This is a genomic window from Streptomyces sp. P9(2023) (genome assembly GCF_032436795.1).
Lineage (GTDB): Bacteria > Actinomycetota > Actinomycetes > Streptomycetales > Streptomycetaceae > Streptomyces.
This window is the reverse complement of record NZ_JAUPWM010000004.1, coordinates 268614-284070: the sequence shown is the minus strand read 5'-3', so window position 1 is coordinate 284070 and position 15457 is coordinate 268614. Positions and strand designations below refer to the sequence as shown.

General features: G+C 71.8%; 14 protein-coding genes. 8 read left to right on the top strand and 6 right to left on the bottom strand.

Annotated elements, in window-relative coordinates:
• Positions 1-58 precede the first annotated feature (58 nt).
• The 7 genes from Q5762_RS08470 to Q5762_RS08440 all read left to right on the top strand — a co-directional run bounded on the left by Q5762_RS08470 (position 59) and on the right by Q5762_RS08440 (position 7276).
• On the top strand, positions 59-811 hold the full coding sequence (locus Q5762_RS08470) for a GntR family transcriptional regulator (RefSeq protein WP_315891371.1): 753 nt from the start codon (positions 59-61) through the stop codon (positions 809-811).
• A 15-nt stretch (positions 812-826) separates the two neighbouring features.
• Positions 827-994 (top strand): hypothetical protein, encoded by a 168-nt coding sequence (locus Q5762_RS08465; protein ID WP_315891370.1) that lies wholly within the window; start codon positions 827-829, stop codon positions 992-994.
• A gap of 186 nt (positions 995-1180) precedes the next feature.
• Positions 1181-2899, top strand: a complete 1719-nt coding sequence (locus Q5762_RS08460) for a hypothetical protein (protein WP_315891369.1) — start codon at positions 1181-1183, stop codon at positions 2897-2899.
• A gap of 188 nt (positions 2900-3087) precedes the next feature.
• A complete protein-coding gene (locus tag Q5762_RS08455; protein WP_315891368.1) occupies positions 3088-3267 on the top strand; it encodes an SPOR domain-containing protein in 180 nt (59 codons plus the stop codon).
• 46 nt (positions 3268-3313) lie between these two features.
• Entirely contained in the window at positions 3314-3730 is a 417-nt protein-coding gene (locus tag Q5762_RS08450; protein ID WP_315891367.1) for a (deoxy)nucleoside triphosphate pyrophosphohydrolase, read from the top strand.
• A gap of 378 nt (positions 3731-4108) precedes the next feature.
• Entirely contained in the window at positions 4109-4528 is a 420-nt protein-coding gene (locus tag Q5762_RS08445) for an ATP-binding protein (RefSeq protein ID WP_315891366.1), read from the top strand.
• 147 nt (positions 4529-4675) lie between these two features.
• Entirely contained in the window at positions 4676-7276 is a 2601-nt protein-coding gene (locus Q5762_RS08440) for a SpoIIE family protein phosphatase (protein ID WP_315891365.1), read from the top strand.
• 113 nt (positions 7277-7389) lie between these two features.
• Here Q5762_RS08440 and Q5762_RS08435 read toward each other — a convergent pair whose 3' ends face one another.
• The gene (locus Q5762_RS08435; protein ID WP_315891364.1) at positions 7390-8097 is read right to left on the bottom strand and encodes a PspA/IM30 family protein; all 708 of its coding nucleotides are present in this window, start codon (positions 8095-8097) and stop codon (positions 7390-7392) included.
• A gap of 33 nt (positions 8098-8130) precedes the next feature.
• A complete protein-coding gene (locus tag Q5762_RS08430; RefSeq protein WP_315891514.1) occupies positions 8131-10209 on the bottom strand; it encodes a TPM domain-containing protein in 2079 nt (692 codons plus the stop codon).
• A gap of 230 nt (positions 10210-10439) precedes the next feature.
• Between Q5762_RS08430 and Q5762_RS08425 the strand changes: the two genes are divergently transcribed.
• A complete protein-coding gene (locus tag Q5762_RS08425) occupies positions 10440-11459 on the top strand; it encodes a hypothetical protein (RefSeq protein ID WP_399494700.1) in 1020 nt (339 codons plus the stop codon).
• A gap of 48 nt (positions 11460-11507) precedes the next feature.
• On the opposite strand, the gene Q5762_RS08420 is transcribed toward Q5762_RS08425, so the two are convergent.
• The 4 genes from Q5762_RS08420 to Q5762_RS08405 are packed head-to-tail and all read right to left on the bottom strand — an operon-like array spanning position 11508 to position 15253.
• Positions 11508-12278, bottom strand: a complete 771-nt coding sequence (locus tag Q5762_RS08420; protein ID WP_315891362.1) for a succinate dehydrogenase/fumarate reductase iron-sulfur subunit — start codon at positions 12276-12278, stop codon at positions 11508-11510.
• Positions 12275-14158 (bottom strand): fumarate reductase/succinate dehydrogenase flavoprotein subunit, encoded by a 1884-nt coding sequence (locus Q5762_RS08415; protein WP_315891361.1) that lies wholly within the window; start codon positions 14156-14158, stop codon positions 12275-12277. The genes Q5762_RS08420 and Q5762_RS08415 overlap by 4 nt, the downstream gene beginning before the upstream one ends.
• A 1-nt stretch (position 14159) precedes the next feature.
• Entirely contained in the window at positions 14160-14996 is an 837-nt protein-coding gene (locus tag Q5762_RS08410; protein ID WP_315891360.1) for a hypothetical protein, read from the bottom strand.
• Positions 14997-15022: 26 nt separating this feature from the next.
• Positions 15023-15253: a hypothetical protein gene (locus Q5762_RS08405; protein ID WP_315891359.1), complete on the bottom strand. Its 231-nt coding sequence runs from the start codon at positions 15251-15253 to the stop codon at positions 15023-15025.
• Between the last annotated feature and the right edge of the window lie 204 nt (positions 15254-15457).

Here is a 15457-nt window from a genome sequence, read left to right as displayed (position 1 = left end):
GGGTGGCCACCGAGGGTTGTCACTCTGTAGCTGTCCGTCAACCTGAGGGGAGTGTCCAGTGACGTTCGGTGAGCAGCCGGCCTATTTGCGCGTGGCGAGCGATCTCCGGAAGAAGATCGCCAACGGCTCGCTTCCGCCGCATACCCGTCTCCCCTCCCAGGCACGCATCCGCGAGGAGTACGGCGTCTCGGACACCGTGGCCCTTGAGGCCCGCAAGGTGCTGATGGCCGAGGGGCTCGTCGAGGGCCGCTCGGGTTCGGGGACGTACGTCCGGGAGCGGCCGGTGCCGCGCCGGATCGCCCGCTCCGGATACCGCCCGCCGTCCGGCGCCAGCCCCTTCCGGCAGGAGCAGGCGGCCGACGGGGCGCGCGGCACATGGGAGTCCAGCAGCGAGCAGGAGCACGCGAGCGCCTCCGTGGCCGTCCGGCTCGGCATCGAGCCGGGGGAGCGGGTGATGCGCACGCGGTACGTGTACCGGGACGCGGGCGAGCCCATGATGCTCTCCACCTCCTGGGAGCCCCTCGCGGTGACGGGGCGGACGCCCGTGATGCTGCCCGAGGAGGGGCCGCTGGGCGGCTGCGGGGTCGTCGAGCGGATGGCGGCGATCGACGTGGTCGTGGACAACGTGCTGGAGGAGGTCGGCGCCCGCCCGGGGCTCGCGGAGGAGCTCCTCGCGCTGGGCGGCGTCCCGGGGCACGTGGTGATGGTCGTGGAGCGGACGTACTACGCGTCGGGGCTCGCGGTGGAGACGGCCGACGTCGTGGTCCCGGCCGACCGCTACCGCATCGCCTACCACCTGCCGGTGCGCTGAGCTCCAGGCGCCGCGGTGAGCGTCGGGGCCGCGCTGAGCGTCGAGGCCGCGCTGAGCGTCGGAGCCGCGGTGAGCGTCGAGGCCGCGCCCGGGGCGGCTGCGGGGCCGACCGGGGACGCGGCGATCGGCGACACGGCGGCCGGGGGAGGCGGTGACCGAGACGCAGTGACCGAGACGCAGTGACTGGGACGCGGCGATCGGGACGCGGCGACCGCTGGGCGGACAGGGGTGCCCGAGCGGCGTTTCCGGGAGTTTACGAGGCGTCAACTCCCGTAACCGCGAGGCAACCGAGCCCTGACCCGCCCCGACACGACCGGCTCCTAGCTTCCTCGTCCGTACCCGCATACAGGTCGGACGACAGGAACCCTCATGACGGACACGGTCACCCCAGCCGAGACCCCGGCGGCCGCCCCGCCGCCCCGCCGCAGTTACGCCAAGCTGGCCGCCGACGAGAGCCGCGAGGACTACTCGCTGCGCTACGCGCCGCACGCCTTCCGGCGCTGGTCCCCCTCGATGGTGGCCGGCACCGCGCTCGGCGGCATCGCCTATCTCGCCGACTTCGCCATCGGCGCATCGATCGTCTTCACCTACGGCTTCACGAGCGGCCTCGCCTCGATCCTTACCGCCGCCGCGATCATCTTCCTCACCGGCATCCCCATCGCCCGCGCCTGCGCGACGTACGGCCTGGACATGGACCTGGTGACCCGGGGCGCCGGCTTCGGCTACTTCGGCTCCACCCTCACCTCCCTCATCTACGCCTCCTTCACCTTCATCTTCTTCGCGCTCGAAGGCTCGATCATGGCCCAGGCCATGCACCAGGCCGTCGGTCTGCCGGTCGAGATCGGCTATCTGGTCACGACCCTGATCGTGATCCCGATCGTCTTCCGGGGCATGGGCGCCCTCGCCAAGGTGCAGGCCTGGACCCAGCCGATCTGGATCATCGGCATGGTGCTGCCGTTCCTCGTGCTCGCCTTCGAGGCGCCGGACGCCTGGGGCGCCTTCGCCTCCTTCGGCGGTACGGAAGGGGCCGGTTCGGGCTTCTCATGGATCGGCTTCGGTCTCGGCACGGGCGTCGCGCTCTCGCTCATCGCCCAGATCGGCGAACAGGCGGACTATCTGCGCTTCATGCCCGCGAAGACCGAGGCGAACAAGCGGCGCTGGAACCTCGCCGTGCTCGCCGCCGGACCCGGCTGGGTGATCATCGGTGCGGCCAAGCAGCTCGGCGGCGCCTTCCTCGCCTTCGTCGCCCTGGCGGTCGTCGGCAAGACCCACGCCCTGGAGCCGATCGCCCCGCAGATCGAGGCGCTCAAGCCCTGGCTCGGCACCTTCGCCCTGCCCGCGGCGGCCGTCTTCGTGATCGTCTCGCAGATCAAGATCAACGTGACCAACGCCTACAGCGGCTCGCTGTCCTGGTCGAACTTCTTCTCCCGCGTCACCCACCGGCACCCCGGCCGGGTCTGGTACATCTTCCTCAACCTCGCCATCGCGCTGACGCTGATGGAGATGAACATGTTCGCGGTCCTGGGCAAGCTGCTCGGCTTCTACTCCAATGTCGGCATCGCCTGGATCGCCGCCGTCGCCGCCGACCTCGTCATCAACAAGCGGGCCGGCTGGAGCCCGCCCTACATCGAGTTCAAGCGCGCCTACCTCTACGCCGTGAACCCGGCCGGCTTCGGCGCCATGGTGATCGCCTCGACCGTCTCGATCCTCGCCTTCTTCGGTCTCTTCGGTACGTACGCGCAGGCCTTCTCCACCTTCATCGCCGCCGGTCTCGCCCTGGTCCTCTGCCCGCTCATCGCCTGGGCGACCAAGGGCCGCTACTACCTGGCCCGCCCGAACCCGGTGACCGGCCCCGGCGCCGACGTACCGGACATCACGGCGACCCATGACTGCGCGGTCTGCGAGACGGCCTACGAGCTGCCGGACATCGCCGACTGCCCGGTCCGGTCCGGGCCGATCTGCTCGCTGTGCTGCTCCCTGGACGCGGAGTGCGGCGACGTCTGCCGCAAGGATCCCGAGGCCGCCGGTCCGGTCCTGATGCCCGTACCGACCGTCCCGCAGGCCGCCGGACCGGCCCCCAGGGCCTGATCAGGCCGCCCGGAATGCCCCCCAGGGCCTGATCTTCGGCCTCCCTCCGTCGGTTCCCGGCCGGATTCGTACCTCTTTGTAAAAACCCGCATCCGCTGTGTAAAGGTCAGGCGTAAGGTCGGGCATATGCGGATTGCCATTTCAGGGAGATCCTTAGAGACGACCGGACCGGCGGAGGGAGAAGCCCGATGACCGACAGCGGCCCTGTCCTGCCCTGGCTGGTCATACGGCAGGACGACAACGGCAACCGCTATCGGGTCGGGCGGTACGCGACGAGGGACGAGGCCCAGCAGGTGGCCGACAGCCTCGACGATCGGGGGCACAAGCAGCTGTACTGCGTGGAGCGCATCGGTCAGCCGGCGGTCTGACCCGCACCGGCCCGCGCTCCGACCCGCGCGGGTTACGCTCCGGCCCATGACAGAGAGCACGTCCGACCACGTGGCCGACCACGTGGTCGTGGTCGCCGGAGCCCTGTACGACCGGGGGCGTCTGCTGGCCGCGCGCCGCAGCGCCCCCGCCGAGCTCGCCGGCCGCTGGGAACTGCCCGGCGGCAAGCTGGAGCCGGGGGAGAGCCCCGAGGAGGCACTGGTCCGCGAGTTGCGCGAGGAGCTCGGCGTGGAGACCGAGCCCGGCGAGCGCATCCCCGGCGAGTGGCCGCTGAAGCCCGGTTACGTCCTCCAGGTGTGGACCGCCCGGCTGGTCTCCGGTGAGCCCCGCCCGCTGGAGGACCACGACGAGCTGCGCTGGCTGGCGCGCCACGAACTGGACTCCGTCGACTGGCTCGACCAGGACCGCCCGGCCGTCGCGGAGGCCGGCCTGCGCTGGCCGTAGACCACTGGGCCGTCCGGCACCGCGCCCCGTCGACGTCGCACCCGTCGGCACCGCGCCCCGTCGACGTCGCACCCGTCGGCACCGCGCCCCGTCGGCACCGCGCCCCGTCGGCGTCGCGCCCGTCGAGACCGCAGCCGCCGAGACCGCACCCGCCGAGACCGCGCCCGTCGGCGCCGCGTCCGCCGGTGTCGCACGCGCCGACATCCCACCCCGCTCCGACGGAGCGTGCGGCTGCGGTTCTACGCCGTTCGTGCCACCGTGCGCCCACTGGGCCGATCGCCGCGATATCCCGCCCCGAATATCGGGTATGTGCTGATTAACCCCCCGAAAAAGGACGTGGGCCTTCCTTCTGGTGATGGGCTGGGGAAGTGATCGGGCGTGATCGACACCGAAGGCGACTGCGTCGAGTGGAATTTCCCGGCGGAGGCCAACGCCGTGCGCACGGCACGTCACGCGGTGCGCGACACGCTCCGGACCTGGCAGATCGACACGGCGGTCGGTGATGTCACGATCCTGCTGGTGAGCGAGCTGGTGACCAACTCCCTGCGCTACGCCTCCGGCCCGATCGGCGTCCGGCTCGTCCACCTCCAGCCCGAGGAGGACGACACCGCCCACCGCCCCGGCCTCCTGGTGGAAGTCTCCGATCCCCTTCCGGATCCACCCACCGAACGCCCCGCCGGGCCCGACGACGAGGGCGGGCGCGGTCTTCAGCTCGTGGCCTGTTCCGCGCGCCGCTGGGGCACCCGTAAGGGCAGAACGGGCAAGACAGTGTGGTTCGAGCTGGCCCTGCCGGGTTAAGAGAGGGGAGGGACAACGATCACCACGGTCTCGGCCGGAAATGAACGAGACCACCCTGTGATCGTGAACGTCGTGCCGTCGGGGGCCGTAGTGCTGAATACTGCGGGCATGGCCGGTCCGGTGCGGTGAGCTGGAGGGGACGGTCGCGTGAGCGAGATACCTGAGACGGCGAGCGGCGTCGTGTGGCAGAGCAGCCCGCCCGGCTCGATCTATGACTACATCCGGGTCGCCTCCTTCTCGATAGGGCCCGACGGGCTCGTCGACCAGTGGAGCAGGCGAGCCGTCGACCTCTTCGGCGTGCCCGCCGACGACGCGATCGGCAAGGACCCGGTCGAGGCCTTCATGCCCGCCGACCTGCGAGAACGCGGTCGTCGCCGGGTCGCGGAGATCCTCGACGGCAAGGAGTGGACCGGCCTGGTCCCGTTCCGGATACCGGGGCAGGTTCCCGGTCAGCACCGGCGCGACGGAATCGCCGAGATGTACGTCATGCCGAGCCAGACCGAGAGCGGGGAACGGGCCGCGCTCTGCATCGTCGTGGACGTCCGGGCCCTTCGGCACATAGAGACCGACCTCGCCGCTTCGCAGGCGATTTTCGGCCAATCCCCCTTCGGGTTTCTCCTCTTCGGCACCGACCTCACGGTGAAACGGGCCAACCAGCGCTTCGCCGCGGTCTTCGGCGGCTCGGCCGACGACCACCGGGGCCGTACCGTCCACGACTACCTCTCGCGGACCGAGGCCGACCGGATGACCGCCGCGCTCCAGCGGGTCCTTGAGACCGGCGAGGCCGTCACCGAGCTGCAGATCGTCGGCGCCCCGCCCGGCTCCACCGACCGGCGCCACTGGTCGATCAACCTCTACCGCGTGCACAGCGGCACCGGCCGGCCCGTCGGCGTCGCCGGCCTGGGCATCGACGTGACCCGCCGCCACAGCGCGGCCCGCGAGGCGGCCAGTGCCCGCCGTAACCTCGCCCTCCTCAACGAGGCGGGCGCCCGGATCGGCAACTCCCTCGATCTGGAGGCCACCGCGCGCGAGCTGCTCGACGTGGCCGTCCCCGGGTTCTGCGACCTCGCCTCCGTCGACCTCTACCAGGGCCTGCTGACCGGGGACGAGGCCCCGCCCGGACGGTGGGGGAGCTCCCACGACGTCGGCTACGGGGCGGGCAGCGCCGAACTCCGCCGGGTCGCCTTCGCCAGCGCCGTCTCCGACACCCCGCTCCTCGGCCCGGAAGGCGCCGCAGGCGCCGCCGGCGCCGACACGAGCGGCGACTGTTGCGGCACCGGCCCCGTCGAGGTCGGCGCCGTCCACCGCTACCCCTTCAACTCGCCCTGCGCCGGAGCGCTCCGCACCGGCCGCGTACGGACGGTGCCCGGCCCCGACGGCGGTCTCGTGCACTCCACGCTCGTCGTGCCGATGGTCGCCCACGACACCGTCGTCGGCCTCGTCCAGTTCTCCCGTACCAAAGGCAGCGAGACCTTCGGGGAGCGGGACCGGGCCCTCGCCGTCGAGCTGGCCGCCCGGGCGGCGGTCTGCATCGACAACGCCCGGCTCTACCGCCGCGAACACGAGCGGGCGCTGATCCTGCAGCGCAGCCTGCTCCCGCCCGGTGACCCGGAGGCCGCCGGCCTGGACATCGCCTGCCGCTACCTCCCCGGCACCACGGCCACCGAGGTCGGCGGCGACTGGTTCGACGTCATCGAACTCCCCGGCCACCGCACCGCCCTGGTGATCGGCGACGTCATGGGCCGCGGTCTGCGCGCCGCCGTCGCCATGGGCGAGCTGCGCACCGCTGTCCGTACCCTGGCCCAGCTCGACCTCGAACCCGCCGAGGTCCTCTCCCACCTGGACGAGATCGCCCGCGGCCTCGGCTCCCCTGCGGGGGCCCAGCAGAGCGCCCGTGCGCACAAGGCCCGCGGACCGGAACTCTCCGAGGTCTACCTCGCCACCTGCGTCTACGCCGTCTACGACCCGGTCACCCGGCGCTGCACCTTCGCCAACGCCGGCCACCTTCCGCCGGTCATGGTCGAACCGGGCGAGAAGGCGCTGCTGCTCGACGTGCCCCCGGGGATGCCGCTCGGCGTGGGCGGCGAGCCGTTCGAGGAGGTGGAGGTCGAGCTGCCCGAGGGCTCCCTGCTGGCCCTCTACACCGACGGCCTCGTCGAGTCCCGCGACCATCCCCTCGACGAGGGGCTGACCGCCTTCCGCGGCGCGCTCACCGACACGGTCCTGCCCCTCGAAGACGTCTGCGACCGCGTGCTGACCACCCTCCACACCGGGCACGGCGAGGACGACATCGCCCTCCTGATGGCCCGTATCCAGGGACTGCCGTCCGAGGCGGTGGGGGACTGGCGGCTGCCGAGAGAACCCCGGTCGGTCGGCAAGGCCCGTGAACTGGCCCGCGCCCAGCTCACCGCCTGGGACCTCGACGCGCTCGTGGACACCGTCGAACTGCTCGTCAGCGAACTTGTCACCAACGCCCTGCGCTACGGCGAGGGCGAGATCAGACTCCGTATGCTGCGCGACCGCACCCTGGTGTGCGAGGTCTGGGACGCGGGGCTGGTCCAGCCGAGACGCCGCCGCGCCCGGGACACCGACGAGGGCGGGCGCGGACTGCAGCTGGTCGGACTCCTCAGCGCGGCCTGGGGCTCGCGGCGCACGCCCCGGGGCAAGACCGTCTGGTTCGAACTGCCCCTGCCGGACGGCGACGGAGCCGCGGAGCCGACGGTGGAGCAGCTGCTGAGCATGTTCTGACGCGCTACACGGGTAGACGGTGCCTCTGGGAGAAGGGCTGCCCGGGTGGAGGGGCTACACCGGTAGAGGGGCTGCCCGGGTAGACGGGCTACACCGGTAGAGGGGCTGCCCGGCTACCCCTTGAGCGCGGCGAGCCGGGCCTCGATCTCCGCGCTGTCGCCGAGCGCGTCCAGCTGCTCGAACTGGGCGTCCAGCGAGGAGGCGGCCAACTCCTGCTTGCCCATCGCCTTCGCCTCCTCGCGCCGGACCTTGTCCTCGAAGCGGCTCAGCTCGCTCGTCGGGTCCAGTACGTCGATGTTCTTCACGGCGTCCATCATCGTGTTCTGCGCCTGCGCCGACTTGGCCCGGGCCACCAGCTCGTCGCGCTTCGCCTGGAGCTCGCCCAGCTTGCCCTTCATCTGGTCCAGGCCCGTCTTGAGCTTCTCCACCACCTCGGTCTGCGCCGCGATCGTCGGCTCCGCCGTCGTGGCCTCCTTCTCCGACTGGAGCTGACGCCCCAGGGCGACCTTCGCGAGGTTGTCGAACCGGTCGGCCTCCGCCGTCTGCCCGGCGGCCCGTAGCGTGTCGCCCTTTTTGCTCGCGGCCAGCGCCTTCTCGCCCCACTCCTTGGCCGCCGCCACGTCCTCCTGGTGGTCCTGCTCCATCAGCCGCAGATTGCCGATCGTCGTGGCCACGGCCTGCTCGGCCTCCGAGATGTTGTTGCTGTAGTCGCGGATCAGCTGGTCCAGCATCTTCTGCGGATCCTCGGCCTGGTCGAGGAGGGCGTTGATGTTGGCCTTCGCCAGCTGGGTGACACGGCCCAGGATGGTCTGCTTGCTCATGGTCCTTCTCCTTAGTTCGAGGGGACTGAAAGGTCAGAAACGGCCGCCGCCGCCCAGCCGGCCGCGGGTTCCCCCACCACCGAACCTGCCGGGTCCCCCACCGAACCCGCCCCCACCGAGACCCCCGCCGAAGCCCCCGCCTCCCCTTCCTCCGCCGAACAGTCCGCCGAGGATGATGCCGCCGAGCACCGCGCCGCCGAGCCCGCCGCTGCCCCCTCCGGCCCCGCCCGCCCCTGGCGCACCGCCCAGGCCGTTCGGGTTTCCGTACGTGCGGACGTCCTGTTCGGCGAGGTCCTGCGCGCGCCGGGCCAGTGCGTCCGCCTGCTGGGCCTCGGCGAGCCCGGCCTGCGGGTCGTCGGCGGCCGCGAGGGCCTTGGCCTTCTCCAGCCGCCGCTGCGCCTCGGCCAGCCGGGTACGGGCCTCGCTGCCCACGGCGCCGCGATGGGTCGTGATGTAGTCGGCGGCCGCCCCGATCGCGGAACCGGCCGTCAGCATCGACTGCTCCAGGAGCCCGCGGGCGCGCCGCGTCCCCGACTCGCGCTCCCGTGCGCCCGCCAGCGCCTCGTCGAGCGCCGCGTCGGCCTCCTCGATCCGGCGCAGCGCGTCGAGCGGGTCGTAGCGGCCCGTGTCGACCGTCCGCCGTACGTCGGCGACGACCGACTCCGCGCGGGCGATACGGCCCTGGAGGTCGGCGGTGGAGCCGCCCTCGGTGGTGCCCTGGAGCCCTTGGAGCAGGCCGTGGGCGTCGGCGAGGTCGGCCTCGGTCTCGGAGAGCGCGGTGGGGAGCTTGCCGACGGCCGTGGCCAGTTCCTGCGCCCGCCGGTCCACGGCCTCGCTCAGCCGGGTGGCCTGGTCGACGGCGCCTTCGGCGGCCCGGATGTGGACCGCGGCGGCGCCGTTGTCGCCGCCGTCGACGGCCTGCCGCGCCTGGTCCAGGTGGGTGGTGGCGAACACCAGCCGGTCCTTGGCCTGTTCGACGTCACCGGCGACGGGAGAGGCGGCCGACTCGGCGTACCGTTCCCGCATCGCGGTCAGCGTCGCCTCCGCCGTACCGACCCGTCCGGTCTGTTCGTGGCACGCGGCCTCGGCGCGGGCGAGCGCCTCGGGGGCGTTGCGCTCCAGGGCCCGCAGCCGGTCGAAGTCCTCGGACTCGGCGTCGAGCCTGGCACCGGCGTCGGCGCAGCGCCGGAGGATCTCGTCGAGCATCGAGCGGCGGGTCGCGTCGTCCTCGGGGAAGGCGTCGTCGAGCTTCTGCCGCAGCCGGAACGCGGCCGTCAGTTCCTCCTTCGCGAACGCCACGGCGGCGGTGAACGGCCGGACCGCCTCATCGCCGAACTGGGCCGTCGCGAAGCCGAGTTCCTCCTGGCTCGTGCGGACGGCGTCGTCGGTGGCTACCAGCTCCTGCCGGGCCTGCGCGTCCAGCTCGGTCAGCGAGGGCTGCGCGGGTTCCTTCGGGGCGCCCCAGCCCTGCCCGGCCTGCGGTTTCGTGGCACGGCCCGCGCCGGTCCCGCGCTTGCGTCTGGTGAAGGCGTACGCGGCGACGACGCCCGCCCCGCCGACGAGGACGACCGGGAGGATCAGGTCGCTCCCCGAAGTGCCCTCGTCCGCCGTGCCGCCGGGATCGGCGGGGCCCGGGGTGATCGCGGGCGTGGGCACGGGCTGTCCGGCGAGCACGGCGCCGTAGCCGTCGGCCGCGCCGATCGCGGCGCCCGCCCAGTCGTTCTGCCGCAGCGCGGGCTCGATCGCGGTCCGCGCGACGTCGTCGAGCTGCGCGGAGGTGAACCGGGAGTCGGGGTCGGCCGAGTAGCCGTACTGCCGGTCGTGCGTGGCCACCGCGAGCAGCACGTCGTCGACGCCGAGCCCGTTGCGGTCGGCCGTGGCGTCGGCCCAGCTCTGGGCCGCGCGACCGGAGAAGTCCCGTACGTAGACGACGAAGAGCTGCACCCGCCGGTCGTCGTAGAGCCGGTCGAGGGCCTGGACGACCGCGCCGCGGCGGTCGGCGAGCGCGTCCACCTTGTCGGTGATCTGGCCGTCGCGGGAGAGCACGACGGGGTCGTCGGCCCGGGCGCCGTGAACGGCCGGGACGACCAGCCACCACGCCGCCACCAACATCGCGAGAAGGGCTCGGGTGGCTGTTCGCGTCACAAGGGGGAGGTTATGTGCCCATCTGTCCGCTCGCGACCGGGCGGTAGTCCGGGCGGAAGCCCAGGCGGCTGTCCGGAAGGAAGTCGGGCGGAAGTCGGGCGAAAGTCCCCGCGGAAACCATTCTCCACAGGCTCGCGTCACTGTCGGTAGCCGCCGCTACGGTGGTGATCACATCGGTACGGATCTGGGGGGTTCGGATGAACGGGCGCATGCGTCTCTGGTGGCGGCGGGGCCGGTGGGTCGCGCTCGTGCTCGCCCTGCTGCTGATCGTGCCCCCGGCCGGCGCCGCGCTGGCGCTCCGGCTGAACTACACGGGTGACCTGCGGGACGGCACGCTCAGCAGGGGCAAGGACGCCGTCTGGCTCGGGCACGCCTGGGTGGACGGCCGGAAGAAGGACGCGGATCTCGCCGCCTTCGCCGAGCGGATCAAGGGGACGGGGATACGGGACCTGTACGTGCACGCGGGCCCGCTGGAGCACGACGGCACCCTGCCCGCCGCCCGTTACCCCCGCGCGAAGTGGCTGATCGACGGCGTGCACCGGACCATGCCCGGGATACGGGTGCAGGCGTGGCTCGGGGACGTCCTGGCCACCGAGGGGCCCGACGGGCTGCGCCTGGACAAGGCGGAGTCCCGCGCGGCGGTCGTCGCCTCGGCCCGGCAGATCCTGGACGCCGGGTTCGACGGGGTCCACTTCGACCTGGAGCCCCTGCTCTCCGACGACCGGAACTATCTGTCCCTCCTCGACGAGCTGCGGAAGCTGACCCGGTCGCGGGGCGCCCAGCTCTCCGTGGCCGCCCACCAGATCGACCCGCTGCCCGCCCTGCACTCGGCGAACGGCGCGATCAGCGGCAGCGAGAAGTGGTGGTCGCAGGAGTTCTTCGGACAGGTCGCCCGCCGCGTCGACCAGATAGCCGTCATGTCGTACGACACCTGGATGCCGCTGGAGGGGATGTACGGCGGGTACGTCGCCCAGCAGACCAGCCTCGCCCTGGAGGTCACGCCCGAGGACACCGACCTGCTGATGGGGCTGCCGTTCTTCCACGAGGACGACTGGGGTCATCACGAGTCGGCCGAGACCGTGGCGGCCGCGGTCCGTGGCACCCGGCTGGGGCTCGGGCGCACGGACCGCGACCGGAAGCGGTTCGGGGTGGCGCTGTACGTCGACTTCGCGGCGGAGGAGGGGGACTGGGACGCGTACCGCGAAGGCTGGCACTGAGCCGGCCCGCCGCGCGGAGCGGTGGCGCCCCTCACGTACCGGGCCCGCCTACTCCCCGCGGCGCCGGATCTTGTTGCCCAGCCAGACCAGCGGGTCGTACGAGCGGTCCACGACGCGCTCCTTCAGCGGGATCAGCGCGTTGTCCGTGATCTTGATGTCCTCCGGGCAGACCTCCGTGCAGCACTTCGTGATGTTGCAGTAGCCGAGCCCGTGGTCCTCCTGCGCGGTCCGCTTCCGGTCGAGGCCGGTCTCGGATGCCGCGTCCAGGGGGTGCATGTCCAGCTCGGCGACGCGCATCAGGAAGCGCGGTCCGGCGAACGCCGGCTTGTTCTCCTCGTGGTCGCGGACCACATGGCAGGTGTCCTGGCAGAGGAAGCACTCGATGCACTTGCGGAACTCCTGCGAGCGCTCGACGTCCAGCTGCGCCATCCGGTACTCGCCCGGAGCGAGCCCCTCCGGTGGCACGAAGGCCGGGATCTCCCGCGCCTTCGCGTAGTTGAAGGACACGTCCGTCACCAGGTCGCGCACCACGGGGAAGGCACGCAGCGGGGTGATCGTGATCGTCTCCGCACGGTCGAAGGTCGACATCCGGGTCATGCACAGCAGCCGCGGCCGCCCGTTGATCTCGGCGGAGCAGGAACCGCACTTGCCGGCCTTGCAGTTCCAGCGCACCGCGAGATCCGGCGCCTGGGTGGCCTGCAGCCGGTGGACGATGTCGAGGACGACCTCGCCGTCGTGCACCTCGACCGTGAAGTCCGTAAGGTCCCCGCCGTCGGTGTCGCCCCGCCACACCCTGAAGTGCGCGTCATAGGTACTCACTCGTACAGCTCCTCCTCGGCGAGGTACTTGGCCAGTTCCTCCTTCTCGAACAGCGCGAGCAGGTCCGTACGGATGGGTTCGGTACGGGTCCGTTCGAGGGTGATGCCGTCGTCCGCCGGGTGGCACAGCAGGTTCACCGGCCGCCACTCCCGCTCCATCGACGGGTAGTCCTCCCGGGTGTGCCCGCCCCGGCTCTCGGTCCGCTCCAGCGCCGCGCGGGCCACGCACTCGCTCACGAGCAGCATGTTCCGCAGGTCGAGCGCCAGGTGCCAGCCCGGGTTGAACTGCCGGTGGCCCTCCACCCGGGCCCGCCGCGCCCGGACCCGCAGCTCGGCGATCCGCTCCAGCGCCTCGGCCATCTCGCCCTCCCGCCGGATGATCCCGACGAGGTCGTTCATCGTCTGCTGGAGCTCCTGGTGGAGGGTGTACGGGTTCTCCGCCGACGACTCCTCCGCCGCGCCGAACGGAGCCAGCGCCTCGGCCGCAGCCGCCTCCACGCCCGCCTCCGAGACACCCCCGACCGAGGCGGCTGCCGCGTACTCCGCCGCGTGCCACCCGGCCCGCCGCCCGAAGACCAGCAGGTCGGAGAGCGAGTTGCCGCCGAGCCGGTTCGAGCCGTGCATCCCGCCCGCGACCTCGCCCGCGGCGAAGAGCCCCGGCACCCCGACCGTCGCCGCCGTGTCCGAGTCGACCGCGACGCCGCCCATCACGTAGTGACAGGTCGGCCCGACCTCCATCGCCTCGGCGGTGATGTCGACGTCCGCCAGCTCCTTGAACTGGTGGTACATCGACGGAAGCCGCCGCTTGATCACCTCGGCCGGCATCCGGGTCGACACGTCCAGGAACACCCCGCCGTGCGGCGAGCCGCGCCCCGCCTTCACCTCGGAGTTGATGGCCCGCGCCACCTCGTCGCGCGGAAGCAGTTCGGGCGGGCGCCGGTTGTTGTCCGGGTCCTCGTACCAGCGGTCGCCCTCGTCCTCCGTCTGCGCGTACTTCTCCTTGAAGACGTCGGGCACGTAGTCGAACATGAACCGCTTGCCCTCGGAGTTGCGCAGCACCCCGCCGTCCCCGCGCACCGACTCGGTGACCAGGATCCCCTTCACCGACGGCGGCCAGACCATCCCGGTCGGATGGAACTGCACGAACTCCATGTTCACCAGCGGCGCGCCCGCGAGCAGCGCGAGCGCGTGCCCGTCGCCCGTGTACTCCCAGGAGTTGGACGTCACCTTGAAGGACTTGCCGATCCCGCCGGTCGCCAGGACCACGGCCGGCGCCTCCAGGACGAAGAAGCGGCCGGTCTCCCGCTCGTAGCAGAACACCCCCGCGACCCGCCCCGCGTCGTCCCGCAGGACCTGGGTGACCGTGCACTCCTGGAAGACCTTCAGCCGGGACTCGTAGTCGCCGCTCTCCCGGAAATCCTCCTGCTGGAGGGCGACCGTCTTCTGCTGGAGCGTACGGATCAGCTCCAGGCCGGTCCGGTCGCCGACGTGCGCGAGGCGCGGGTACTCGTGGCCGCCGAAGTTGCGCTGGGAGATCCGGCCGTCCGGCGTACGGTCGAAGAGGGCGCCCCAGGTCTCCAGCTCCCAGACCCGCTCGGGCGCCTCGCGCGCGTGCAGCTCGGCCATCCGCCACTGGTTGAGGAACTTCCCGCCGCGCATGGTGTCGCGGAAGTGGACCTGCCAGTTGTCGTGCGGGTTTGCGTTGGCCATGGAGGCGGCGATTCCGCCCTCGGCCATCACCGTGTGAGCCTTGCCGAACAGGGACTTGCAGATCACCGCCGTCCGCGCGCCCCGCTCGCGCGCCTCGATCGCGGCCCGCAGCCCGGCGCCACCCGCGCCGACCACGACCACGTCCCACTGCTGCCGCTCGACTCGCGTCATGTCAGAAGATCCTCGGGTCGTCGAAGGTGCCGGTGGCGAGCAGGTACACGTACAGGTCGCAGACCGCGACGGAGATCAACGACGCCCAGGCGAGCAGCATGTGACGGGTGTTCAGCCGTCCGACCAGGCTCCACATGCGGTAGCGCACCGGGTGCCGGGAGAAGTGCTTGAGCCGGCCGCCGACGATGTGCCGGCAGGAGTGGCAGGACAGGGTGTACGCCCAGATCAGCACGATGTTGATCAGGAAGATCACGGTCCCAAGCCCCGCGTGGCCCCATTCGTAGGACGAGTCCCGGAAGGCCAGCACGGTGTCGTACGTGAGGATCGCGGCGACCGGCACCGCGGCGTAGAAGAAGTACCGGTGGATGTTCTGCAGGATCAGCGGGAAGCGGGTCTCGCCGGTGTACGCCGTATGCGGCTCGGCGACCGCGCAGGCCGGCGGCGAGGCCCAGAAGCCCCGGTAGTACGCCTTCCGGTAGTAGTAACAGGTCAGCCGGAAGCCGAGCGGGAAGATCAGGATCAGCAGGGCGGGGGAGAGGCCCCACCAGCTGCCGAAGATCTCCCAGTTGGGGCCGCCCTTCATCGGGACGCAGTTCTCGGCCAGACAGGGCGAGTAGAACGGCGAGACGTAGGGGGCCGCGTAGTAGTCGCTGTTGGCGAAGGCACGCCAGGTGGAGTACGCGACGAACGCGAGCAGCCCGGCGGCGGTGACGGCGGGCGCCAGCCACCAGCGGTCGGTCCGCAGGTGGCGTGGCGCGATGGCCGCACGGGAAGGGGAGTGCACGCCGGTGGCGGGCACCCCCCTTCCGGTGGACGGCGGTTCGGTTCCTGTGGCCAAGATCGGTCTCCTGGGTCCGGGATCTCCTAAGGCGCGTGCCGGTCGCGTGCTCCCAGGCCCTCGTCGTCCGCGTCCGTCCACAGCCCGCTGTCGTAGGGGGTGTCGGGGATCGTCACGAGGTTCTCCGGGCGGCTGGGGGGTGGCGCCGCCGAGGGGCCGCCCCGCTCCGCTTCGATGCTGCGTTCCAGCTGTCCGACCGTGCGGACCAGGTCTTCGAGGCAGCGCTTGACGGCCGCCAAATCGTCCTGAACGGACATGGATTGCCCTCACTTCCGCGAGTGCGGGTGGCGAACACGCGATGAGGGGAGAGTGTCGCGCGTCACATCCCGCTTGTGAAGCCATGTGTACGGGATTCCACTCGTCCGGAGAGCCGCGCCGCCCGGCGGTTGGGCCGCACGGGTGGGTTTGTCCCGTCCTGCCGCCGTGTCGCCGTGGCCGGATCCGATCCGTGCTTTTCAGTG

Bases quoted from the DNA above. Each gene is read 5' to 3' on its own strand.
- Q5762_RS08415 (WP_315891361.1), bottom strand. From the start codon at position 14,158: ATGACGCGAGTCGAGCGGCAGCAGTGGGACGTGGTCGTGGTCGGCGCG.
- Q5762_RS08455 (WP_315891368.1), top strand. From the start codon at position 3,088: ATGACCGACAGCGGCCCTGTCCTGCCCTGGCTGGTCATACGGCAGGAC.
- Q5762_RS08405 (WP_315891359.1), bottom strand. From the start codon at position 15,253: ATGTCCGTTCAGGACGATTTGGCGGCCGTCAAGCGCTGCCTCGAAGAC.
- Q5762_RS08425 (WP_399494700.1), top strand. From the start codon at position 10,440: ATGAACGGGCGCATGCGTCTCTGGTGGCGGCGGGGCCGGTGGGTCGCG.
- Q5762_RS08460 (WP_315891369.1), top strand. From the start codon at position 1,181: ATGACGGACACGGTCACCCCAGCCGAGACCCCGGCGGCCGCCCCGCCG.
- Q5762_RS08435 (WP_315891364.1), bottom strand. From the start codon at position 8,097: ATGAGCAAGCAGACCATCCTGGGCCGTGTCACCCAGCTGGCGAAGGCC.
- Q5762_RS08430 (WP_315891514.1), bottom strand. From the start codon at position 10,209: ATGTTGGTGGCGGCGTGGTGGCTGGTCGTCCCGGCCGTTCACGGCGCC.
- Q5762_RS08450 (WP_315891367.1), top strand. From the start codon at position 3,314: ATGACAGAGAGCACGTCCGACCACGTGGCCGACCACGTGGTCGTGGTC.